This window comes from Photorhabdus laumondii subsp. laumondii (assembly GCF_003343245.1).
GTDB lineage: Bacteria > Pseudomonadota > Gammaproteobacteria > Enterobacterales > Enterobacteriaceae > Photorhabdus > Photorhabdus laumondii.
On the sequence record NZ_CP024901.1, the window covers coordinates 1236982 to 1256237 of the forward strand.

At 50.4% G+C, this 19256-nt stretch carries 24 protein-coding genes and 2 pseudogenes; 21 read left to right on the forward strand and 5 right to left on the reverse strand.

What is annotated here, in order from left to right; all coding sequences use genetic code 11:
• The first annotated feature begins 14 nt into the window (after positions 1-14).
• The 6 genes from pilV (at position 15) to PluTT01m_RS05470 (ending at position 4479) form a co-directional block, all read left to right on the forward strand.
• The gene (pilV, locus tag PluTT01m_RS05445) at positions 15-1196 is read left to right on the forward strand and encodes a shufflon system plasmid conjugative transfer pilus tip adhesin PilV (RefSeq protein WP_157866897.1); all 1182 of its coding nucleotides are present in this window, start codon (positions 15-17) and stop codon (positions 1194-1196) included.
• Between the two features lie 356 nt (positions 1197-1552).
• A complete protein-coding gene (tnpA, locus tag PluTT01m_RS05450; protein ID WP_011144474.1) occupies positions 1553-1855 on the forward strand; it encodes an IS66 family insertion sequence element accessory protein TnpA in 303 nt (100 codons plus the stop codon).
• On the forward strand, positions 1849-2184 hold the full coding sequence (gene tnpB, locus PluTT01m_RS05455; protein WP_011144475.1) for an IS66 family insertion sequence element accessory protein TnpB: 336 nt from the start codon (positions 1849-1851) through the stop codon (positions 2182-2184). The genes tnpA and tnpB overlap by 7 nt, the downstream gene beginning before the upstream one ends.
• Positions 2185-2247: 63 nt before the next feature.
• On the forward strand, positions 2248-3753 hold the full coding sequence (locus PluTT01m_RS05460) for an IS66-like element ISPlu20 family transposase (RefSeq protein WP_011145417.1): 1506 nt from the start codon (positions 2248-2250) through the stop codon (positions 3751-3753).
• Between the two features lie 32 nt (positions 3754-3785).
• On the forward strand, positions 3786-4013 hold the full coding sequence (locus PluTT01m_RS05465; protein WP_011145418.1) for a hypothetical protein: 228 nt from the start codon (positions 3786-3788) through the stop codon (positions 4011-4013).
• Between the two features lie 220 nt (positions 4014-4233).
• A complete protein-coding gene (locus PluTT01m_RS05470; RefSeq protein WP_011145419.1) occupies positions 4234-4479 on the forward strand; it encodes a hypothetical protein in 246 nt (81 codons plus the stop codon).
• Between the two features lie 142 nt (positions 4480-4621).
• Here the strand turns inward: PluTT01m_RS05470 and PluTT01m_RS05475 are convergent, their stop codons facing one another.
• Together PluTT01m_RS05475 and PluTT01m_RS05480 are read right to left on the reverse strand one after the other, a co-directional pair.
• Positions 4622-4933, reverse strand: coding sequence for an addiction module antidote protein (locus PluTT01m_RS05475; protein WP_011145420.1), 312 nt, complete (start codon positions 4931-4933; stop codon positions 4622-4624).
• A gap of 2 nt (positions 4934-4935) precedes the next feature.
• Positions 4936-5253, reverse strand: a complete 318-nt coding sequence (locus tag PluTT01m_RS05480; RefSeq protein ID WP_011145421.1) for a type II toxin-antitoxin system RelE/ParE family toxin — start codon at positions 5251-5253, stop codon at positions 4936-4938.
• Between the two features lie 82 nt (positions 5254-5335).
• Here PluTT01m_RS05480 and PluTT01m_RS05485 point away from each other — a divergent pair, with 82 nt between their 5' ends.
• The 6 genes and pseudogenes from PluTT01m_RS05485 to traD all read left to right on the forward strand — a co-directional run.
• Positions 5336-5521: a hypothetical protein gene (locus PluTT01m_RS05485; RefSeq protein WP_011145422.1), complete on the forward strand. Its 186-nt coding sequence runs from the start codon at positions 5336-5338 to the stop codon at positions 5519-5521.
• Between the two features lie 383 nt (positions 5522-5904).
• Positions 5905-6705, forward strand: a complete 801-nt coding sequence (locus tag PluTT01m_RS05490) for a hypothetical protein (RefSeq protein WP_011145423.1) — start codon at positions 5905-5907, stop codon at positions 6703-6705.
• 2 nt (positions 6706-6707) lie between these two features.
• Positions 6708-7445 carry a TIGR03759 family integrating conjugative element protein gene (locus tag PluTT01m_RS05495; protein WP_011145424.1) on the forward strand — a complete coding sequence of 246 codons (738 nt, stop codon included), beginning with the start codon at positions 6708-6710 and terminating at the stop codon, positions 7443-7445.
• Positions 7424-8047, forward strand: coding sequence for a transglycosylase SLT domain-containing protein (locus PluTT01m_RS05500; RefSeq protein ID WP_082303110.1), 624 nt, complete (start codon positions 7424-7426; stop codon positions 8045-8047). The genes PluTT01m_RS05495 and PluTT01m_RS05500 overlap by 22 nt, the downstream gene beginning before the upstream one ends.
• A gap of 5 nt (positions 8048-8052) precedes the next feature.
• Positions 8053-8589 carry an integrating conjugative element protein gene (locus PluTT01m_RS05505; RefSeq protein ID WP_011145426.1) on the forward strand — a complete coding sequence of 179 codons (537 nt, stop codon included), beginning with the start codon at positions 8053-8055 and terminating at the stop codon, positions 8587-8589.
• A 103-nt stretch (positions 8590-8692) separates the two neighbouring features.
• Positions 8693-10615, forward strand: a pseudogene (gene traD, locus PluTT01m_RS05510) (type IV conjugative transfer system coupling protein TraD); the annotation flags it as partial.
• 10 nt (positions 10616-10625) lie between these two features.
• Here traD and PluTT01m_RS05515 read toward each other — a convergent pair.
• Positions 10626-12008: an IS4-like element ISPlu9 family transposase gene (locus tag PluTT01m_RS05515; protein ID WP_011144727.1), complete on the reverse strand. Its 1383-nt coding sequence runs from the start codon at positions 12006-12008 to the stop codon at positions 10626-10628.
• Positions 12009-12107: 99 nt separating this feature from the next.
• Between PluTT01m_RS05515 and PluTT01m_RS27220 the strand changes: the two are divergent.
• Both PluTT01m_RS27220 and PluTT01m_RS05525 read left to right on the forward strand, forming a co-directional pair.
• Positions 12108-12347, forward strand: a pseudogene (locus tag PluTT01m_RS27220) (type IV conjugative transfer system coupling protein TraD); the annotation flags it as partial.
• Positions 12328-13080: a TIGR03747 family integrating conjugative element membrane protein gene (locus PluTT01m_RS05525; RefSeq protein WP_011145427.1), complete on the forward strand. Its 753-nt coding sequence runs from the start codon at positions 12328-12330 to the stop codon at positions 13078-13080. The pseudogene PluTT01m_RS27220 and the gene PluTT01m_RS05525, both read left to right, overlap by 20 nt.
• Positions 13081-13289: 209 nt before the next feature.
• Here the strand turns inward: PluTT01m_RS05525 and PluTT01m_RS05530 are convergent, their stop codons facing one another.
• Together PluTT01m_RS05530 and PluTT01m_RS27430 are read right to left on the reverse strand one after the other, a co-directional pair.
• Positions 13290-14360, reverse strand: coding sequence for a PDDEXK nuclease domain-containing protein (locus tag PluTT01m_RS05530; protein WP_011145428.1), 1071 nt, complete (start codon positions 14358-14360; stop codon positions 13290-13292).
• A 2-nt stretch (positions 14361-14362) separates the two neighbouring features.
• Complete coding sequence (locus PluTT01m_RS27430; RefSeq protein ID WP_071824090.1) at positions 14363-14455, reverse strand: IclR family transcriptional regulator; 93 nt, start codon at positions 14453-14455, stop codon at positions 14363-14365.
• A gap of 371 nt (positions 14456-14826) precedes the next feature.
• On the opposite strand from PluTT01m_RS27430, the gene PluTT01m_RS05540 reads away from it, so the two are divergent.
• Genes PluTT01m_RS05540 through PluTT01m_RS05570 form a run of 7 tightly spaced genes read left to right on the forward strand, consistent with a single transcriptional unit; the run spans position 14827 to position 19249 of the window.
• Entirely contained in the window at positions 14827-15153 is a 327-nt protein-coding gene (locus PluTT01m_RS05540) for an integrative conjugative element protein, RAQPRD family (RefSeq protein WP_041379956.1), read from the forward strand.
• Entirely contained in the window at positions 15150-15386 is a 237-nt protein-coding gene (locus tag PluTT01m_RS05545) for a TIGR03758 family integrating conjugative element protein (RefSeq protein WP_011145430.1), read from the forward strand. The genes PluTT01m_RS05540 and PluTT01m_RS05545 overlap by 4 nt, the downstream gene beginning before the upstream one ends.
• 39 nt (positions 15387-15425) lie before the next feature.
• Positions 15426-15812 (forward strand): TIGR03745 family integrating conjugative element membrane protein, encoded by a 387-nt coding sequence (locus PluTT01m_RS05550; protein WP_011145431.1) that lies wholly within the window; start codon positions 15426-15428, stop codon positions 15810-15812.
• 18 nt (positions 15813-15830) lie between these two features.
• Entirely contained in the window at positions 15831-16208 is a 378-nt protein-coding gene (locus PluTT01m_RS05555) for a TIGR03750 family conjugal transfer protein (RefSeq protein WP_011145432.1), read from the forward strand.
• A complete protein-coding gene (locus PluTT01m_RS05560) occupies positions 16205-16861 on the forward strand; it encodes a PFL_4703 family integrating conjugative element protein (protein ID WP_041379957.1) in 657 nt (218 codons plus the stop codon). The genes PluTT01m_RS05555 and PluTT01m_RS05560 overlap by 4 nt, the downstream gene beginning before the upstream one ends.
• Positions 16862-16920: 59 nt before the next feature.
• Complete coding sequence (locus PluTT01m_RS05565) at positions 16921-17781, forward strand: TIGR03749 family integrating conjugative element protein (RefSeq protein ID WP_049789822.1); 861 nt, start codon at positions 16921-16923, stop codon at positions 17779-17781.
• Positions 17771-19249, forward strand: coding sequence for a TIGR03752 family integrating conjugative element protein (locus PluTT01m_RS05570; RefSeq protein ID WP_011145434.1), 1479 nt, complete (start codon positions 17771-17773; stop codon positions 19247-19249). Before PluTT01m_RS05565 ends, PluTT01m_RS05570 begins: the two co-directional genes overlap by 11 nt.
• Positions 19250-19256 lie beyond the last annotated feature (7 nt).

Genomic DNA, 19256 nt, shown 5'->3' on the forward strand with positions numbered 1-19256 from the left:
CGGATAGGGGATATATGATGCTGGGCACCGCTGCCGGACTCATGATATTGCTGGTACTGTCGGCGTTGGGAACCCGCATTTACAACGATTATCTGACAGAGAAGTCCTGGCAGGTCATGGCGGCGCAAAGCAGTCGTTTCAGTGCAGCATCGAAAGCTTATATTGGCCGTTATTATGATAGGTTGCGGAATTCAGCAACGACAACCCAACCGGTGATGATCACCCCGGATATGTTGAGAAAAACCGGACTGTTGCCATCCGGATTCAAAGACACCAACAGTTCAGGACAGCGCTATCAGACCGCTGTAGTGCGCAATACCCAGGATCCGGCACTATTGCAGGCAATGGTGGTGACACAAGAAGGGAGTCCATTACCTTATAAAGCCCTGCGCCTGATATCGATGGATATCTCTACCGGATTGGGAGGATATATTCGGGATGGCAAGACCGCTACCGGCGCAATGAGCACATGGACAGTGCCTTTAAAGGATTTTGGGATAAACAGTGGTGAAGGTCACCTGGCCGTGTTATTGAGCGCAGATGAGTTATCTACTGCTCGTGAGGAGAGAGATCGATTGTACCGTTTTGCTGTCCCCGGTCGTCCGGAGCTGAACAAAATGCATACTGACATTAACATGGGAGGCAACAACCTGAACAATACGGCTACCGTGAATGCACAGGCTGGTCATTTCAGTGGCGATATCCGGGCGAATGCCGGCCAGTTTCAGGGGGATATTCGTAGCCACGATGGCTGGGTTGTGACGACAAAGAATAAAGGCTGGTTAAATGAAACCTATGGTGGTGGTTGGGTGATGTCGGACAGCAACTGGCTTCGCAGTGTCAATAATAAAAGCGTTTATACTGAGGGGCAAATCAAAAGCGGTACCCTCCGGGCTGATGGGCGTTTGTCGATAGGAGAGTTTTTACAACTTGATAAAGTAGCAGTGGCGGGTACGGCCTGTTTACCCAATGGATTGGTTAGCCGCGACAGCAAAGGCGCCATATTGTCCTGCCAGTCTGGTCTGTGGACAAAAGGAGAGGCCACCTTGCAGCAGAATCAATGTTATCGGGATGGAAACTGGGGCGGACGTGATTTCGCTGAACACCGATGTAAGCCTGGATATTATGCGGCGGGACTTAAATTTGTGGGTCACCAACGCAGCGAATCAGCCTATGTCATCACCTGTTGTAAATAGCTTTAAAACGTAACGTGTTAATATATTTGATTTTTATTTTAGGGGTTTTGTGTTGTCCTTGCTTTGCACTAGTGAGCGGATTAACGCCCTGGCGGGGATTTATCTGTTCGGGTTTTCGACACAGGAAAAAACGGTATTACGTCATTCATTTGTCCCCGACTGACAGAGTAGGGCGTCTGACACGGAGCCGAACCCGGTGTTTTCATGCGGCATTTGTTCGCGAACTTGAGGGGGCACTTTTGCGGGCAGACAGGGATATTCTGTTTCGTTCGTAAACGTCCGGTCATCTCACCTTGTTCTTCCTCTCCGGCCCATGCACGCTACCGCTTCCTTATCTTCACCTGGAGACTGACACCATGAGCCGTAGCCGATATACCCCGGAACAAAAACAACACCATGTGACCCAATGGCGCCACAGTGACCTGACCCGAAAACAGTATTGCGAACAGCATCAGCTGAGTTTTTCCGCTTTCCGCGACTGGATTGCCGACAGTAACAACATCCCCCAACCTCTCAGCCAGACACTGCCCGCCCTCTTACCGGTTTCACTCCAGCCTGACGACGCGCGCACCGTCACCCTGCATACCCCAGACGGCTATGCCATCGCCTGTCCATTGACGCTGTTGCCTGACGTGATGCGGGTACTGACCCGATGCTGAAACCGCAACAGCTCTTTCTGGTGCGAGAGCCCGTCGACATGCGCCGGGGCATTGATGCCCTGACCCAGCACCTGGAGGGGCTGAATTTGCGCTGGCAGGACGAAGCCGCTTTTATTTTCTGCAACAAGGCCCGCTCCCGTCTCAAGGTGTTGCGCTGGGACCGACACGGCGTCTGGCTGTGTACCCGCCGTCTGCACCGGGCCCATTTTGTCTGGCCGAAGCAGGGCGAGCGCAGCTGGGTGATGACGCCCGCCCAGTTTGACTGGCTCATCCGCGGCATTCACTGGCAACAGGTCGAGGGAGATGACCTGTCCGGCTGGCGAAACTAATTCCGCTACCCCGGTCACACTTTTACCGGATAACGACGGGGAATTATCCGGTACACTGTCGGCATGACGCTCAATGACTTAATCGCGCTGGATGACCCCGGCCAGTTCCGCCTGCGGGCACTGGCGCTGCTTCAGCAACAAGGTGATTATATTCGCCAGCTGGAAGAGGCCCTGAAACAGGCGCAACGCTGGCGTTTTGGCGCGCACAGCGAAACCCTGCCTGCCGGTCCCAAACGCAGTCAGTTTGAGGAAGATGCCGATACCGATATCGCGGTGCTGGAAACCCGGCTGTCACGCCTGCATATCAAGGAAAACGCGACCCCGGCCCAGCCTAAACGTCAGCCTTTGCCGGCGACTTTACCCCGTGAAGATATCCGGCTGGCGCCGGAGACGGAGAGCTGCCCGGATTGCGGTCATGCCCTGCGCTTTTTGCGTGATGAAATCAGTGAGCGACTGGAATACCGTCCGGCCACGTTTATCGTCCGGCGCTATATCAGCCCGCAGTACAGCTGCGCGCGCTGTCAGTGTGTGCATGCTAAAGCCCAGCCCGCCCATCTTATTGAAAAGGGCCTTCCAGAGCCGGGGTTGCTGGCTCAGGTGGTGGTCGCTAAATATCGTGACCACCTGCCGCTCTACCGTCAGCAGCAAATCTATGCCCGCAGCGGTGTCACCCTGGCCCGCAGCACCCTGTCGGACTGGGTGGGGCAGGTGGCGGTGGCGTTGCAACCGTTAGCCGATGCCCTGAAGCAGACGCTGCTGACGTCCCCGGTGCTGCATGCCGATGAGACCCCGTTGCCGATACTGGCCCCGGGAAAAGGCCAGACCCAGCGAGCTTACCTGTGGACGTCTGTCACCGGCCCCGATACCTCGCCGGCAGTGGTATACTATGAGCTGCATCCCGGCCGCAGCGGCCGTTATGCCCAGAGCCTGCTGAAAGACTGGTCGGGCGGCACGTTGGTGACGGATGACTATGCCGGTTACAACGCACTGCATGCCCGGGCGGATATCACCGAAGCGGGTTGCTGGGCTCACGCCCGCCGCAAATTCTTTGACCAATACAAAGCGAGCCAAAGTCCGGTGGCGAAACAGGCGCTGGATGGCATTCGTGACCTGTACAAGCTGGAGCGAAAAATCAAACACCGGCCGCCGGATAAACGGCGTCAGTGGCGGCAGCGTTATGCCCGGCCGTGGCTGAATGAGTTCCGGTCCTGGTTGCAAACGATGCAGACCCAAACGGCCCCCAACTCGGGGTTACGCAAAGCGATAGATTACACGCTGAAGCGCTGGTCGGCGCTGGTGTGTTATCTGGATGACGGGGGGGTGCCGATAGACAACAACCGGGCGGAGAATGCGGTCCGGGGTGTGGCGCTCGGCCGAAAGAACTGGCTTTTTGCGGGTTCACTGGCCGCGGGGCAACGGGCGGCCATGATAATGAGCCTGCTGGAAACGGCCAAAGCCAACGGACATGAGCCCTGGGTCTGGTTACGTGATGTCCTCAGCCGGCTGCCTGTCTGGCCGAACAATCGGTTGAATGAGCTGTTGCCCTGGCCTGAGAATCCCTTCCGTTAACATCCCATTTTGTGGTTATCTGACCACGCAAGGTGAGTTCACCGGAACATTACTTTCGTTCTCATTTGATGCGTCCTGCTCAGATACAGCTGGCCTGCTCGGTTCTGGCGCATTACCCAACATGGCGTTACCGAATGGTTAACGTGGTAATCCCTCGCTGGGAACGAGCAGGAATTACATTACAAAACTTACTGTATGAATGGCGTTATGTTTCAACGGCTGCCCGTGGTGTTATGGTGGTGGTGAAGCAGGAAAAATAACATCTTATATTAGGGGATAATTTTTATTTTTTCATATTGAGTTTTTTATCGTCATCCTTTCTGGTTTTGTACAGTATTCTCCTCTGTATCGGGTAATCATATGATTAGACTCTAATCACTACTGAATAAGTCGCATTTCTGTGTCCGTTGTTTTGTCAAGTAATTCGATAATACTAAAAGTATGCCAGGCACAGTGCTAAATAAACAAGGATGTTGTGGTATGACAATTGAAGTACCTCCTCTGTCGCCGACGTCTGAGGCTGAAATTGACAGCTTGCGGCAGGCGGTTTCTCAAAAGACCCAACCCAGATTGTTGTCGTTAAAAAAATGTCTGAGGTATCTGTCAATATTGCTTGTTATTGTCAGCATAGCGTTGCTGGCATTCGTGGTACGGCAGCAACATCATCAAGTTAGTGGAATTTCAGTCATTGATGCGAAATGGATCATTCCAGCATTTGCCGGATGAGGTGCAAAATCTGCACGAACGGCTTGATAAAGCGGATACCGGCTTTGTCTCCCGTCAGGACTGGCAAATGTAAAAATAAGGCTGATGTGGGTTGAAAACCGTCGTTAATCACAGGCTTGACGGTTATAATTATCTGGCAGAATTAAGCTATTAATGCGATATGAGAGAATTGAAATCCTGTTGCTGCAACGACGTTACGCAAAGTTTTCAAAGTCGGATTGCCTTTAGGCGACAGCGTTCGGTACAGAGTCTCGCGTGAAACACCTGCCTTATCTGCAATCTGTGCCATTCCTCCTCGTGCTTCTACAACATGGCGTAATGCCATAAGAAATGCTTCCTGCCCGCCTTCTTCATCCATATCAACAAATGCCTGATGCAGATAATGCTGAGCAAACTCAGGATCTTCACGGAGAAGCTGCACCATTGCATCATCATGTAAACGTGCTTTGGCCATAATTACCTCTTCAAATAGTCCTTCAGACATTCAATCGCCTGATCTATATCGGCATCTTGGGTTCGTTTATCGCCCCCAACTAACAATAACACCACTTCACGACCAACTAAGCTGTAATACACTCTGTAGCCAGGCCCCTGATCTATGCGAAGCTCCCAGACACCCTCTCGACAAGGTTTATTATCACCAAAATTTCCGGTAGCCATTCGGTTAACCCGTGACGAGATTTTCGATTTCGCTATAGGGTCACGAATACCTTTCAGGAACTCCATATACAAGTCCCGGTTATCGGAGGTGAGATAATGTTTGATCGTGTTCATATAAATTATTGTATCTTTAAAGCTACGAATCTGTCAATGTAGCATCTTTCGGTACGAATAATGGGGTTATCGGGTTACTCATATGCCTACAGGCACTGCATTTGAATTTGATGCTTGGGGTAACTCAATTTTGCATGTTGAAGGTGATAGCCATCACTCGACAACCGGAGATATGGAAAATCACTCCAACGGTAATATCATAAATGACGCAGGCAATAATTTAACTGAAACAGTTGAGAGCGTAAAAAACCGTGGGGCAATCATTTAAATGCTCCTCTCGGACGGCAGTTCTGAATGGCGAGCTAAAGGCACAATTTGAACGTTGGTATCCCAGCATCAAAATTAATGAGCTAGTCGGAATATGGTTGATGGTTTTACATTAGCTATAGCGGCATAAACGCCAATGTAGTACCCCACAGATTTTATGCTCTATATTGGAGTGTAATTTTCATTTTTTCATGTTGAATTTTTTATCGTCATCCTCTCTGGTTTTGCACAGTATGCTTCCCTGTGTCGGGTAATCATATGATTAGACTCTAATCACTACTGAATAAGTTGCATTCCTGTGTCCATTGTTTTTTGAGGCAACCCGATAATACTGAAAAGTACGCCAGACACAGTGCCAAATGAAATAAACAAGGATACTGTGGTATGACAACTGAAATACCTTCTCTGTCGCCGTCGCTGACGTCTGAAGCTGAAATTGACAGCTTGCGGCAGGCGGTTTCTCAAAAGACCCAACCCAGATTGTTGTCGTTAAAAAAATGTCTGAGGTATCTGTCAATATTGCTTGTTATTGTCAGCATAGTGTTGCTGGCATTCGTGGTACGGCAGCAACATCATCAGTTAGTGGAATTTCAGTCATTGATGCGAAATGGATCATTCCAGCATTTGCCTGATGAGGTGCAAAAGTTGCACGAACGGCTTGATAAGGCAGATACCGGCTTTGTCTCCCGTCAGGACTGGCAAATGCAAAATGACCGGTTTCATCAGGCATTGATAGCGCAACAGGGAGCCATTAACGACCAACAAAAACAGCTCGCACAGTCAGTTACTGATTTAAGCCGTGCTCATCAGGATCTTACCGAAGCAGTAAGTGTATTGAAAAATATCGGGAAACAGCAGGAAATACGCGTTGACGCATTAATCGCGTGGAAATCTCAGCAGGAAAAGCATGCGGGTAAAAAAGCGGGCACACCTGATCGGGAAGTTCTTCGAACGAAGAAACGGATAGTGGCTCCTTTCATACTTTCTGGTATTGAACGTCGGGGAGAACAAGTTTATGCCGTTATTATTCCACGAGACACAGATCCTCGTTCCCAAATATCTCAGATGCGTTTACTGACTCCGGGTGAAAGCGCATTTGAGTGGACGTTGGTCAGTATCTCCGATCATCAGGCTGTGTTCCAGGCACAAGGGCACCGTCAAACCCTGTCAGTCAATGGAGGGTAATGATGAGAAAAGATTTTTTCAGCCAGAGGAAGGGAGTGGTGCTGATTGGCGTTGTTATGTCTCTGTCAGCTTCGGCGGCACAGGTTGCTATCTCTGAACAGACAGAGACGGGAATGAAAGCGACTCAGCAACAGGTCACGCAGGCTGAAAACCACCGTATTCAGGCGCAAATGTGGGGACTGACAGAAGCAGAGTTTCAGCGTTATCAGCAATTGATGCAGGGGCAACGGGGCATTCAGTCTCCTGGGCTCGATCCGTTGAGTGCATTGGGTATTGAGGCCGAAACAGTACAAGCGCGTCAACGTTATGCCGAACTGTGGGTTAGGCAGGAATATGTTCGTACTGAAAAGGAACTGGCGTTCCAGCGGGCGGTGGATGCGGCCTGGAAGCGTCTGGCGCCGAATATTTTGCCGGTTAATTTAGGGAAGGGGGACGGAATCGCACAGGGTAATCAAGGGCGGCTGGTGTTATTTGTGAAAGAGGATTGCGCGGCTTGTGATGCCCGGCTGGCTGCTGTCTTGTCAGCTGACCGTGAGGTGGATATTTACCTGGTAGATAGCGAAGGCAACGATGATGTTTTACGTACCTGGGCAGGTAAACATCATATTCCCTCAGAAAAAGTCCGTAGCCGAAAAATCACGCTTAATCATGACAAAGGGCGCTGGCGACAATTTGGTCAGGGGAAAATGCCGGTCGTACTACAACATGAGAATGACGGATGGCGTGTGGTGGCATTTTGAGTCTCGCTGTGGCGGGAAGTCTCTTTTGGGTGACAGAAGGTATGGCCGCGGCGGTAAAACAGGTTGTTCCGCCTGGGTACCAGCAGATTGCGCGGGTGCATGGCGTACCCGTTGAAATGCTTTATGCGTTGGCACTGGCTGAATCGGCAAAACGTTTGCCACAGGAGAAACATGAACGCCCCTGGCCGTGGACGCTCAATGTGGCTGGAAAAAGTTATCGTTATGCAACCCGACAGGCGGTCTGGCAGGCGTTGCAGGGATTTATGCGCAGCGTACCCCTCAAACGTATTGATGTGGGGATTACTCAAGTGAATTTAGGCTGGAACGGCCATTATTTTCGTTCTTATTGGGATGCCTTGGACCCCTATACTAATCTTCATGTGGCAGCTCGTATTCTGAAAACCTGTTATCAATCCAATCCGGGTAGTTGGTTGAATGCGGCAGGCTGTTATCACCATCCCGCTGGCGGTCAACCCGCGAGTAAGTATCGGAAAATCGTCGCACGTAAACTGAGTACGCTAGAGACCCGATATCCTGTTTTGTCCACCAATATTGCTGTAGTTAATACGACACAGACCTGGATTGAACCGAAGGAAAAATAAAGAAGATGTTAATCCATAACTTAATCCGTTATCGCTGCCGTTTATTTTTAATGATGATGATATTGACGCCCTGTTCTCAGGCTGCACTGACTATTGTGGCTGATTTAGGTGGACAATCTACAGCAGCGTATTTTGATGCCATTAACGCTCAGGACAATGAACCGACGACTTCTTCAAATACGGAGGCGACCCCGCCAGATTTGACCGAAGGGGGCATTTTACCGGTGGAAACGCCGGAATTGTCTCCCGGACCTGTTGACGCTCGTCCGTTGCAATTGCCAGGAATGGGAGCGTTGTTCATGATTGGGGATGATGCCCGGTCAAAACAGTGGTTGAAGGAAAATTTGGTTGGCCTTCGGAAAAAGCAGGCGGTGGGGTTGCTGGTCAGTGTGCGGGATAAAGCACAACTGGATGAACTGCGTCAGCTTGCAGAGGGATTAGTATTAGCCCCCGCTTCCGGCAGTGATTTGGCCCGGCGGTTGAATTTGCGGCATTACCCAGTGTTGATAACCGATATCGGTTTAACTCAGCAGGTGCGTTGATGTGGCCCCGTCACCCTATACTATCCGAACTGATGTTGCCATACAGTTTCCCGGTGCTTTTGTTGGGATTGTTGTTGGCAATTGTGGTGTTATGGCGGGCTAGATGAGCGATCGTTATGTGATTGAAGCACGGTTACGTCCGGCTGTTGAGTTGAATACCGCTGTTGTTTCGGCGGTTGCCGCCGGTGTCTGTATCGTAGCGCCGTGGGCTGTGGCATTGTCACCATCGGTCAGTGATGTCATGGCGGCAGGTTTTGGCATGTTATCAGGTCTCCGATTCCGGCAGGGGTTACATATACTGAACTACCGGCGCAATATCCGGCGATTGCCCCGTTATGTGATGGCCAGCCACCAGGTACCCGTCAGTCATCAGAGATTGTTTCTGGGGAAAGGGTTTCTTTGGCAACAAAAACATACACAACGATTTCTGGATACCCTGCGCCCGGAAGTCGAACGTTATGTTCAACCTTCCCGGTATTATCAATTAGCGAGGGCATTTGAGCAGCGGTTTGAGTACCCATTGCCCTCTTTATGTCGTCTGACGCAACGTGATTCTCCGTGGAACCCGGTGAGGCCACTGCCGCCAGTAGGAGGCAATCCAGCATTGCATGGCATTGAACCAGATGAAGTCAATGTGTCAATGGATTTGCGTGAGCGGGTCGGGCACATGTTGGTCCTCGGTACAACCCGTGTTGGTAAGACCCGGCTGGCAGAGTTACTCATCACGCAGGATATCCGGCGGGGTAATATCACGATTGTGTTTGATCCGAAAGGGGATGCAGACCTGCTCAAACGCATGTGGGCGGAAGCGCATCGTGTCGGGCGGGAAGATGAGTTCCATGTGTTTCATCTGGGCTGGCCGGATATTAGTGCTCGCTACAATGCTGTTGGGCGTTTTGGTCGGGTTTCAGAAGTCGCTTCTCGTATAGCAGGACAATTGAGTGGGGCGGGTAACAGTGCCGCTTTTCGTGAGTTTGCCTGGCGTTTTGTCAATATCGTTACTCGTGCTTTGGTGGCTCTGGGGCAGCGACCAGATTACACCCTGATATTACGTTATGTCACCAATATTGGCGAACTGTATGAAACTTATGCTGAAAAAATTATCAGGCAATGCCTGCCTGTGTTATGGGAGCAGGTAGAGAAAAGTCTGGGTCTGCTGACGGAAGACGATTTGCCACGCAATATGCAGGGGCAGACGAATGCAGTGAAAATCTGGGCGATTGAAATGGCACTAAGCTCAGAAGCGGGGAAAAAACTCTACGATCCGATACTGGACGGGTTGCGCAGTGCGGTTCGTTATGATCGCACCTATTTTGACAAAATTGTGGCGTCCCTGTTGCCATTATTGGAAAAGCTGACCACGGGGAAAATAGCTGCTCTGTTGGCTCCAGATTACACGGATATGAATGATCCGCGTCCCATCTTTGACTGGCAACAGGTCATACGTAAGAAAGGTATTGTCTATGTAGGACTGGATGCTTTGTCGGATGCAGAAGTCGCTTCGGCAGTGGGTAATTCCATGTTCGCGGACTTAGTTTCTGTTGCGGGTCACATTTACAAATTTGGTCTGGATGACGGTTTACCAGAAGGTAAAACGAGAAAACTCCCCATTAGCTTACATTGTGATGAATTCAATGAGCTGATGGGCGATGAATTTATCCCGCTGATTAACAAGGGTGGTGGTGCCGGGATAGAGGTAACCGCTTACACCCAGACTTTGTCTGATATTGAAGCACGTATTGGCAGCAGTGCTAAAGCGGCGCAGGTAACAGGAAATTTTAATACTCTGGTTATGCTGCGGGTCAGGGAAAATAACACCGCCGAGCTGCTAACCCGTCAATTGCCAGAGGTGGAAGTGTACACTAAAACTTTGGTCTCCGGGATTACCGATATTTCCAGTCCAGAGCAGGGCGGTCATTTTACCTCTAATACTCAGGATCGGGTTAGCACGATCAGAACGCCGTTAATTACGCCTGCCGAAGTGATTAACTTGCCGAAAGGTCAGGCATTTGCTCTGCTTGAAGGCTGTCTCTTGATCAGATCTCCAAATCAACTGATTTAGCCAGCAAATAGCCGTCTATCAGGGTTTGCAGCCGAAACCAGCCTTCCCAAAGTCGTTCCCATCCGACTCGACCCGTGCGTTTGGAATCGTACCAGCCGGCCAGTTTTCCCAGATTGATGAAGGCCCAATGCAAACTCGGGGCTTTTTTCGGCACACGGCGTTTTTCTTGTTTTGACCACAGTAATTTCCACGCCAGGGGGCTTAATACTGTCTCACAGCTCTCTTTCTCTGCCTCTTCTTTGTTCAGACCCATAAAACGCAGCTGGTGTATTCGTACCGCAATAAAGGCCAGCAGCACTATCATGCGCTCCAGATTATCTTTGCTTTGCATACGCAGCGCTTCTACCTGCGTGCCGCCCGTTTTCCACGCTTTGTGAAATTCTTCTATCAGCCAGCGGCGCTCGTAATAACTGAATATTTTATGGGCGTCTTCCTGACTGTTGACGGGTTCGGAGGTCAGAAGATGCCAGCAAAGCCCATCCTCCGGACCTTTTTCGTAGCAACCGACATAAAATATCCGCACCGCCTCACCGCTTTTTCCTTCGGGGATTTTCAACGTCACTTCGGCATAACTGATATCACAATGCGCGACACGCGCCTGACGCCCGCCTTTCTGTCTGACCTGAACTAATCGTTCTCCAGCACTCTGTAACCGGCTAATAAAGTCATAAAGTTTATCCTGACTTTCCTCTATACGCCGGTTTTGCATCGAACGGATGACGAAACGTTGTTTTTGGCTCGTTTTATAACGCAGATATTCGATGATATCGGCTTCACGGTCACAGACAGAAATCACGTTGGCCATCTGCTCCCCTAACCGGCTGTCGACGGCTTGTGAGGCCCGTTCCCACTTATAACTCTCTTTCCCTTCATAAGGGCGTGTATCGCGTTGTCGGCTTTTGCCATAATCACTGACATCTCGACACCAGCGCTGTTGCTCTATCAACCCCACGACCTGTTGTTCTTCAGGCGCAAATAACAACACCGAGTGTGCCTGCATGCCCCGGGATTTTTCCTTTGAGGTGGTATAGCCGAGTTCATCGGCGACCGACGCATGGGAAAATGACAGGGTTGTCGTGTCTTCCAGCGCTAACAGGCAATGATAACGTTGAGCGTGAGCGACGGTGGCGGTAAATCCGGCTTCGGCGATGGCCTGAGGCGCAATGGCGGAATTTCGGGTCAGTCGGTAGGCCGCTTCAACATCGGCAGGAGAGTCAAGAGATTGCACGAGCGATTGTCCTATATGGTTAGCCAACGAACAGGCCACTTTCACCAGGCGGTTGGTACGGCGTTTATCACCTAATTCCGCATGTTGAAACGTGTCATTTGCCCATTGTTCGGCGCTGGTTGAAAACATAAAGATTACCTCAAGTCGTGTTTTTTATTGAGATCAATCTATGAGGGAAAAGTTCAATAACGCGGGGGCGGGTTAAAATATTTGTGTAGGAAAGACAGGCTTGAAGGGGGGCGGTTATGGAAGATCCGCATGCCGTTGCCAGCAGCCGATGATGATGACCTGATGCCGATAAGTCTGCAAAAAATCGCTGATGATATGCGTAAACATTACCGTACCAGTGAATCCTGGTGGTCTGCGGGATCAATGCCAAGTGACAGTCAGATTGATTTCAATGTGATGTTAAATCCAGCGTTGCTGACGCCTGATGGGGAAGCTGACGATGACGCAACAGAACACTAAATCGCAGCAGATGCCAGCGAAAAAATCAGGTCCGTTAAAAACGGTCCTGTGGGATATGCCATGGATGCTTATTGGCTTCCTGCTGGTATCGTTGTTTTTTAGTTTGGTGATTGAATACCTTGGGATAGCCTTTTTCTGGCCGGAACAGGGAGAGAGACACAGCCAGCAAGTGATGATCACGGAAAGCGGTTGGTTGTCTAAAGAATTTACCCGCAGCTTACTGTTATCAGAGCCCGCTACTACGCTCAGTATCGGGTTAAAATGGAGTTATCAGTGGGTGTTTGTAGACAGTGGTGCACTGGACTGGATTAACCAACAGCATACAGTACAAGCTCGGAGCCACTATGAGATGGTGAGAGAGTTGAGCGATTGGAGTGTATTACTGGCGGAAAGTTTGCGGAAGTACTTGCTGGCAACGGTATATGTGACCGTAACCTTTATTATCCGGCTCACTATTCTGGTGTTGTCTTTGCCATTGTTTGTGATGGTTATAGGCGTTGCTGTCGTTGAAGGACTAAACCGACGTGACCTGCGGCGTTATGGTGCCGCTTATGAGTCGAGTTTTGTTTATCATCATGCCAAACGGTTTGTGAAACCGGCGTTTTGTGTACCCTGTCTGTTATATCTCTCCTGGCCATCGGCTGTGTATCCCAATTTATTATTGTTACCCGCAGCTATCCTATTAGGGGTCGCTATTACCGTGATGATGAGTACTTTTAAGAAATATCTTTGAGATAAAAGCAGTATGATGTGGATTGGTTGGTAAAACGTCTCAAGTACCTCTTTAATAATAGTAAGAATGATTTTATGCTTTTATGTCGCTGAGAGAGATGGCCTCCAATATGAGGCCAACGGTTATAACATTTCCTTAGCAGTACATTGGTTACTCTTCATAATGACACGGAAGATGGATACAGTAACCAAATTGAGGGGAAATCCCTTTCATTTGCTAGGGGTGTTTTCATCATTATGGCTGAGTTCTGCTTCCAATTCCTCAATGCTTGGCAAGCTGGATTTTAAGTCCTCTGGCAATGTACGGGTTAACTCATAATCCGAAACGCCAATTGGTTTTTGAATACCGCGCAAGGCATATTCGGCCAGTATCCGGTCTTTGGTCTGGCACAAAATCAAACCTATGGTGGGCTGATCAGTGGAATGCCGTAGCTTTTCATCGACCACAGAGCAATAGAAATTCATCTTACCGGCATGTTCAGGCTTGAACTCTCCTCGTTTCAGCTCGATCACAACGAAAGCCCTCAAAGTCAGATGATAAAAAAGCAGGTCAAGGTAATAATCTTGTTCGCTTACGGTAATTCGATATTGTCGCCCCACAAAAGCAAATCCCTCGCCGAGTTCAAGTAGGAATTTTTCAAGGTGTTTGAGAAGCTCCGTTTCCAGCTCACGTTCTTTGAAGGGTTCCGATAGGGTGAGGAAATCGAAAACATAGGGATCCTTCAGGGTCTGCTGTACCAGCTCCGATTGAGATACGGGTAACCGGTTCTTGAAGTTGCTGACAACCGAGCCCTGCCGGGCATAGGCATTGCTTTTGATCATATGAAGCAGGGAGTCTCGGCTCCATCCCTGTATCTGAGTCTGTTCTGCATACCAGAATCGCTCGGTTTGATCCTTTATCCTCTCGATCAGCAGAATGTTGTGACCCCACGGCAATTGTGCCACAGGCTGTGGCACAATTGTCGACACGGGCTTTCCGGAACCTTGTTGCTCCATTCGTGGCAAGGCGTACTCCCGGTAGAAACGTAACATGCGCTTCAGGTTCCTTTCTGAGAAGCCTTTGACCTCTGGCAATTCATTAACAATATCCCGTGCCAGCTTCGGGATGATCCCCGCTCCCCACCCCTGTTGCTCCTGACGCTCATGGAGCATGTGACCGATGTCCCAGTACATCTGGATTAGTTCAGCATTGACGGACTGAGCGGCTCTGAACTGACCCCCACGGATCCGTTCCTTTACATCGGTGAGTAACGAAGTGTAAATCTGTAGTTCTGATGTCATGATTATCTTGTTTCTTTCAGTATCTTGTAGACGGTGAAGCGGTTAATATCCAGTTGCCTGGCAATCTCAGAAGCCCCAAATCCCTCATCTTTCATTATCAAAACCTGTTGTCGGTTTATAGACGGAACCTGACGCCCTTGGCTTCGATTCGCCCTTCGTTGGTTTGTTCCAGTCTCCGTTGCCGTTCGGTCTGAGCCACTGTTGACCGGATAGTGCTCCTGTCGTCCAAGAACCAGACGGTTACATTCATCTCAAGCAGGTAATAGTTGTGTTCAGTAGTGATATGAGAAAATATCAATTATCAACCCGCTTATTTTAAGTGAGCCAGGATGTTTATAGCTCTGTTTCAACCTTAAATTCAAGTATCCAAAATTTTTAAAATCAGATAAACAATTATTCACTGTAATCGTTACCCTTTTTCGTCACTCTGTTGATGTATATATCTACGCAGATTTAGGGTAATGCTATGGTTTATTTCCGTTTATTTTCCCATAGTCTTTTTGTCCTGACGATACTAATGAGTTGGCCTGTGCTGGCTGGGGAAAAAGATGAGCTGGCCACCACACTCAAACAGCTTGATCAGGTGCAGGCCAGTTTGGAACGTGCCCGGGTTTTGGCCATTCAGGAGGGTCAGGCAGACCGTTTTTATTTTGATTATCTACGTGCTAACCGGGACCTCAATATTGTCCGTGAAGGCATTAACCGCTATCTGACCCCCTCCCGTGCCCAGCCCGGGATTTCTGCGGCTGCGCTGGATGTGACCGGTCAGTATCGTCAGGAGCGAATACGGTGAACGAGGTTCAACGCAATGCATTCAGGGCGGCTTCCGGCAATCTCGATCCTCATGTGATGCAATTTCTCTGTATCGGTTTACTGATAGCGGTGCTATTTCTCTGGGCCGCATGGGGAATGGTAGACGTCTGGCAGGGCTGGGCCAATGAAAAGGTCCGTGAAGCGGCGATGAACCGTTTTGTCATTCGTGTGGCGTTGTTGCTGGTGATGGCTATCTGGATGTTTGCCAGCTAATCGGTTTTTTAACCTGTAATGGAAAAAAGGGAAAAGGAAATGGATCTGTTAAACCGGGGATGTCAGTCACTGTTCCGCCTGTTTGCCCGTATCAATACCTGTGCAGTGTCACTCAGTGTGCTGGCTTATCTGGTTTGTCAACCCGTGACAGCGGCATTGCCAACGGTTGAACCGCCTTCCAGCGGGAGTGGCGGTGGTATTTTTAATACCGTCAAAGGTTACTTGCAGGACGGCATCGTGATAGGCGGGCTGGTCGTTGCCGCGATCGCGTTTATCAATGTGGCGACCGCGGCAATCCATACTTTTTCTGAAGTTCGCAGTGACAGAGCCTCCTGGACTAAATTTGGCGCGATTGTGGTGGTTGGCGTGGTGCTGTTAGTGGCGGTTATCTGGCTGCTGGGAAAATCGACGTCCATTCTCTTTTAACCCCAGGAAAGCGTCAGTATGGTTCAGACTATTCGTTTTTTACCTGACCGTCTTAACGCCGAACCTGTCGTGTTCCGGGGATTTACTACCCCAGAACTGGGCTGGACGGCATTAACGGGATTGATAGCTGGCGCGGTCATTGGCTTGTTACTGGCATCGGTAACGGGGTGGGTGATGATACCGACGGCGGCACTGATTGCGCCGTTGTTATTGATTGCCTTTGGCGGCAAATACCTGGCCCGGATGAAACGCGGTAAACCGGCGCATTATCTCTATCGACGGCTGGAGGTTAAAAAGCGGTGCTGGGGTCTGGGTGACCCGTTACTGATTATCACCTCACAACGCTGGTCATTGCGCCGCCGTCACCGGGTAATGACCCGAATGGGGCGGTTATGAGCCGTTTTCGTCATGCAATTCAAGATCGGGACCAGCATATCCTGACGTTACGTGCGGCCTGTGGTGTGCTGGTTTTGTTGTTGTTACTGAGTCTGAGTGGCTGGCTGATGGCACCGAGAGCGTTAACCATTTATACGCCGCCGGATGTCCGCAGTGGCAGTACCCGCCCGTGGTGGCAAGTGCCTGTCTCCCAGGTCTATGCCTTTGGCTTTTATATTTTTCAGCAACTGAATGCCTGGCCGAAAGACGGGGAAGTCGATTATCCAGCGAAAATAGCGGCGCTTTCTCCTTATCTGACCCCCTCCTGTCAGGTATTTCTGGAACAGGATGCTCAAAACCGGTCGCAAGTGGGTGAGCTAAAAGATCGCGTGCGGGTGGTGTATGAAATTCCGGAACGGGGCTTTCGTGACAGCAATGTGATGGTAAAAGACCGGGATAACTGGGTTATTCGGTTAGATTTAGTGGCCGATGAATATTTTCACGCTGAGCCGGTCAAACGGGCACTGGTACGTTACCCGCTTAAAGTCACCCGTTGGGAAGGGGATGCAGAGCGTAACCCGTTTGGCCTGGCACTGGATTGTTATGACAGCACACCGCAACGGCTGGAAGCAGCATCGCAGCCGGCACCGGCGAAAAAGGGGATATTCCAGTGAACAAACAGGTACTCGTCGAGTTATTGGCATTGACCGCATTATTATTCGCCGGGCTGGTGATGGTTTCACCCGTTGAGGCCGTGGAGTTGATGAAGTGGGAGCGTATCCCGCTGCCGGTTGCCTTGCATGTTGGGCAGGAGCGGGTGGTTTTTGTAGATAAAAATGTCCGAGTCGGTTTTCCGGGTGCGCTGGATGGCAAATTGCGGATACAAAGCACCGGTGGTGCAGTGTATCTGTATCCGAGTGAAACGTTTACCCAGACCCGACTGCAACTTCAGGATGTGGAAAGTGGGGAAGTGATTTTACTGGATGTGACAGCTACAAATGGAAAAGATCCCCTTGAGCCGGTTCGGGTGGTGTACCACGGGGACGTGATTACGTTGACGGATGACCATCAGATTCATCATGGTGCCAAAGGGGATAACACGTCAGCAACGTCTCCCTCTCTTGCCGGTGAACGTCAGGCCGCCCGGCGTCAAAAACCGTCCTATACGGCTCCGCTGCCGGTGGTCCTGACCCGTTATGCTGCGCAGAGTCTGTATGCGCCGTTGCGTACAGTAGAAGCTGTTCCCGGCATTCACCCGGTATCATTGGCATTGTCGCCCCGATTGACCACATTGTATCCCTCTGCGCCGGTAATAGTTTCCCCGTTAGGGGGCTGGGGGGTGGATAACCTCACTGTGGTGGCGCTGAAAGTGCGTAATACCCACCGTGAGAACGTAGTGCTTGATCCACGCAGGTTGCAGGGGCAATTCATAGCAGCGACCTTTCAGCATCGTTGGTTGGGGCCGTCGGGTACGCCGGAAGACACGACTACCGTCTATTTGGTGGTGAAAGGTCGGCCTGACCGTGCCTTTCTGCCTGAACCGGTGAGGTCAAAAACGCCTATGAAGCGACAAGGAAATCCCCATGCAAATTAAGTCAAATGGTCTGGTGAAGTGGGTCGTGCCTGCTTTTGTTATTGCGGGGCTGGTCGTGGGGATCAAGAGTTGTCGGCAATCAGAGACGCCTGTCAGCCAGACAGTGAGTCATCAGGCTTTGGCGGAACTGTCTTCCGGGGAGCTGCGGGCATTGGGGATTGAGGGGGATACCCCGGAAGACACGTTGCGCACCTTGATTGGAGCTTTGCGCAGTATCCGTGTTCAGCAGGCGGCGCTGGAAAAACAAAACGCACAATTACTGGCGGACAATGAGAAATGGCGAAACGGCAGTCAGAGCATGACTGACCAGATTAACCGGGTGGTAGCGGGTACCCGTGAGGAAACAGAAAAGCAACAGCAGCTATTGAAAGCGGAGCAGCAAACGCTGTTCAGCCGACTTGACCAGTTGACCCGTCAGTTAGGCAATAAGGGCATGAATATAAACAACTCTCTGGTTGAGCGTGATATTCCGCTGGGATTAGGGTTGGACAATACCGGCCAAAATACGACCTCTGGCGGGGACCGGTTGGTCTGGATTACCCCACAGGATACGTTACCGGTTGATTCACAGGTTGCAATGAGCGGTCAGCCAGCGTCCCCCCGTTTTCCCGTGTCATTTCTGGAGGACAATGCATTGAGCCGTCAGAAAGTGGAATATGACGGTATAACTAAAAATCAGCGAGCCATTACCGAGGATCATACAAACGAGATTATCCGGCCCGTTTATACCCTGCCCGAGAATACGACGCTGGTCGGCAGCCAGGCGATGACTGCATTATTAGGCCGGGTGCCAGTAAATGACAAAGTCACTGACCCGTATCCTTTTAAGGTACTGATTGGTAAAGATAACCTGACTGCCAACGGCATTGAATTGCCGGATGTCGAAGGGGCGATTGTTTCTGGTATGGCTACCGGTGACTGGACCTTGTCTTGCGTGCGCGGCAATGTCACATCTTTAACTTTTGTCTTTGCAGACGGTACCGTCAGAACTGTGCCGAAATCGGATAATCGCACCAATGGCAGCCATCACGTTCAGGATAATAGCAGCGGTGGTATCGGCTGGCTATCTGACAACAACGGTATTCCGTGTATCAGCGGTGAACGTAAATCCAATGCATCCAGTTATTTACCAACCTTATTTGCTCTTTCTGGTGGCACAGCTGCGGGCGATGTGTTGTCACAGAGTCAGCTTACCACCCAGACTAACGGTTATGGCGGTGCGACGTCATCACTGACCGGGGATGCCGGTAAAGCGGTTTTGGGGCAAGCCGCTGCCGGAGGATTTAAGGCCGTATCCGAATGGGTCAAAGCTCGTTATGGCCAAACTTTTGATGCCGTTTACGTACCGCCGGGTGCCAGAGTAGCCGTGCACATTACCCAGCAAATACCGATTGATTATGAAGAGCGGGGACGCAGGGTGAAATATAACTTAGGTCTTGGACAGGAGGTCCGTGATGGTCTGGACTGAGAAAACG

Excerpts from the sequence above, each read along its gene's own strand:
- pilV (WP_157866897.1), top strand. The coding sequence starts at position 15 with ATGATGCTGGGCACCGCTGCCGGACTCATGATATTGCTGGTACTGTCG.
- tnpA (WP_011144474.1), top strand. The coding sequence starts at position 1,553 with ATGAGCCGTAGCCGATATACCCCGGAACAAAAACAACACCATGTGACC.
- tnpB (WP_011144475.1), top strand. The coding sequence starts at position 1,849 with ATGCTGAAACCGCAACAGCTCTTTCTGGTGCGAGAGCCCGTCGACATG.
- PluTT01m_RS05460 (WP_011145417.1), top strand. The coding sequence starts at position 2,248 with ATGACGCTCAATGACTTAATCGCGCTGGATGACCCCGGCCAGTTCCGC.
- PluTT01m_RS05470 (WP_011145419.1), top strand. The coding sequence starts at position 4,234 with ATGACAATTGAAGTACCTCCTCTGTCGCCGACGTCTGAGGCTGAAATT.
- PluTT01m_RS05475 (WP_011145420.1), bottom strand. The coding sequence starts at position 4,933 with ATGGCCAAAGCACGTTTACATGATGATGCAATGGTGCAGCTTCTCCGT.
- PluTT01m_RS05480 (WP_011145421.1), bottom strand. The coding sequence starts at position 5,253 with ATGAACACGATCAAACATTATCTCACCTCCGATAACCGGGACTTGTAT.
- PluTT01m_RS05485 (WP_011145422.1), top strand. The coding sequence starts at position 5,336 with ATGCCTACAGGCACTGCATTTGAATTTGATGCTTGGGGTAACTCAATT.
- PluTT01m_RS05490 (WP_011145423.1), top strand. The coding sequence starts at position 5,905 with ATGACAACTGAAATACCTTCTCTGTCGCCGTCGCTGACGTCTGAAGCT.
- PluTT01m_RS05495 (WP_011145424.1), top strand. The coding sequence starts at position 6,708 with ATGAGAAAAGATTTTTTCAGCCAGAGGAAGGGAGTGGTGCTGATTGGC.
- PluTT01m_RS05500 (WP_082303110.1), top strand. The coding sequence starts at position 7,424 with ATGGCGTGTGGTGGCATTTTGAGTCTCGCTGTGGCGGGAAGTCTCTTT.
- PluTT01m_RS05505 (WP_011145426.1), top strand. The coding sequence starts at position 8,053 with ATGTTAATCCATAACTTAATCCGTTATCGCTGCCGTTTATTTTTAATG.
- PluTT01m_RS05515 (WP_011144727.1), bottom strand. The coding sequence starts at position 12,008 with ATGTTTTCAACCAGCGCCGAACAATGGGCAAATGACACGTTTCAACAT.
- PluTT01m_RS05525 (WP_011145427.1), top strand. The coding sequence starts at position 12,328 with ATGACGCAACAGAACACTAAATCGCAGCAGATGCCAGCGAAAAAATCA.
- PluTT01m_RS05530 (WP_011145428.1), bottom strand. The coding sequence starts at position 14,360 with ATGACATCAGAACTACAGATTTACACTTCGTTACTCACCGATGTAAAG.
- PluTT01m_RS27430 (WP_071824090.1), bottom strand. The coding sequence starts at position 14,455 with ATGAAAGATGAGGGATTTGGGGCTTCTGAGATTGCCAGGCAACTGGAT.
- PluTT01m_RS05540 (WP_041379956.1), top strand. The coding sequence starts at position 14,827 with ATGGTTTATTTCCGTTTATTTTCCCATAGTCTTTTTGTCCTGACGATA.
- PluTT01m_RS05550 (WP_011145431.1), top strand. The coding sequence starts at position 15,426 with ATGGATCTGTTAAACCGGGGATGTCAGTCACTGTTCCGCCTGTTTGCC.
- PluTT01m_RS05555 (WP_011145432.1), top strand. The coding sequence starts at position 15,831 with ATGGTTCAGACTATTCGTTTTTTACCTGACCGTCTTAACGCCGAACCT.
- PluTT01m_RS05560 (WP_041379957.1), top strand. The coding sequence starts at position 16,205 with ATGAGCCGTTTTCGTCATGCAATTCAAGATCGGGACCAGCATATCCTG.
- PluTT01m_RS05565 (WP_049789822.1), top strand. The coding sequence starts at position 16,921 with ATGGTTTCACCCGTTGAGGCCGTGGAGTTGATGAAGTGGGAGCGTATC.
- PluTT01m_RS05570 (WP_011145434.1), top strand. The coding sequence starts at position 17,771 with ATGCAAATTAAGTCAAATGGTCTGGTGAAGTGGGTCGTGCCTGCTTTT.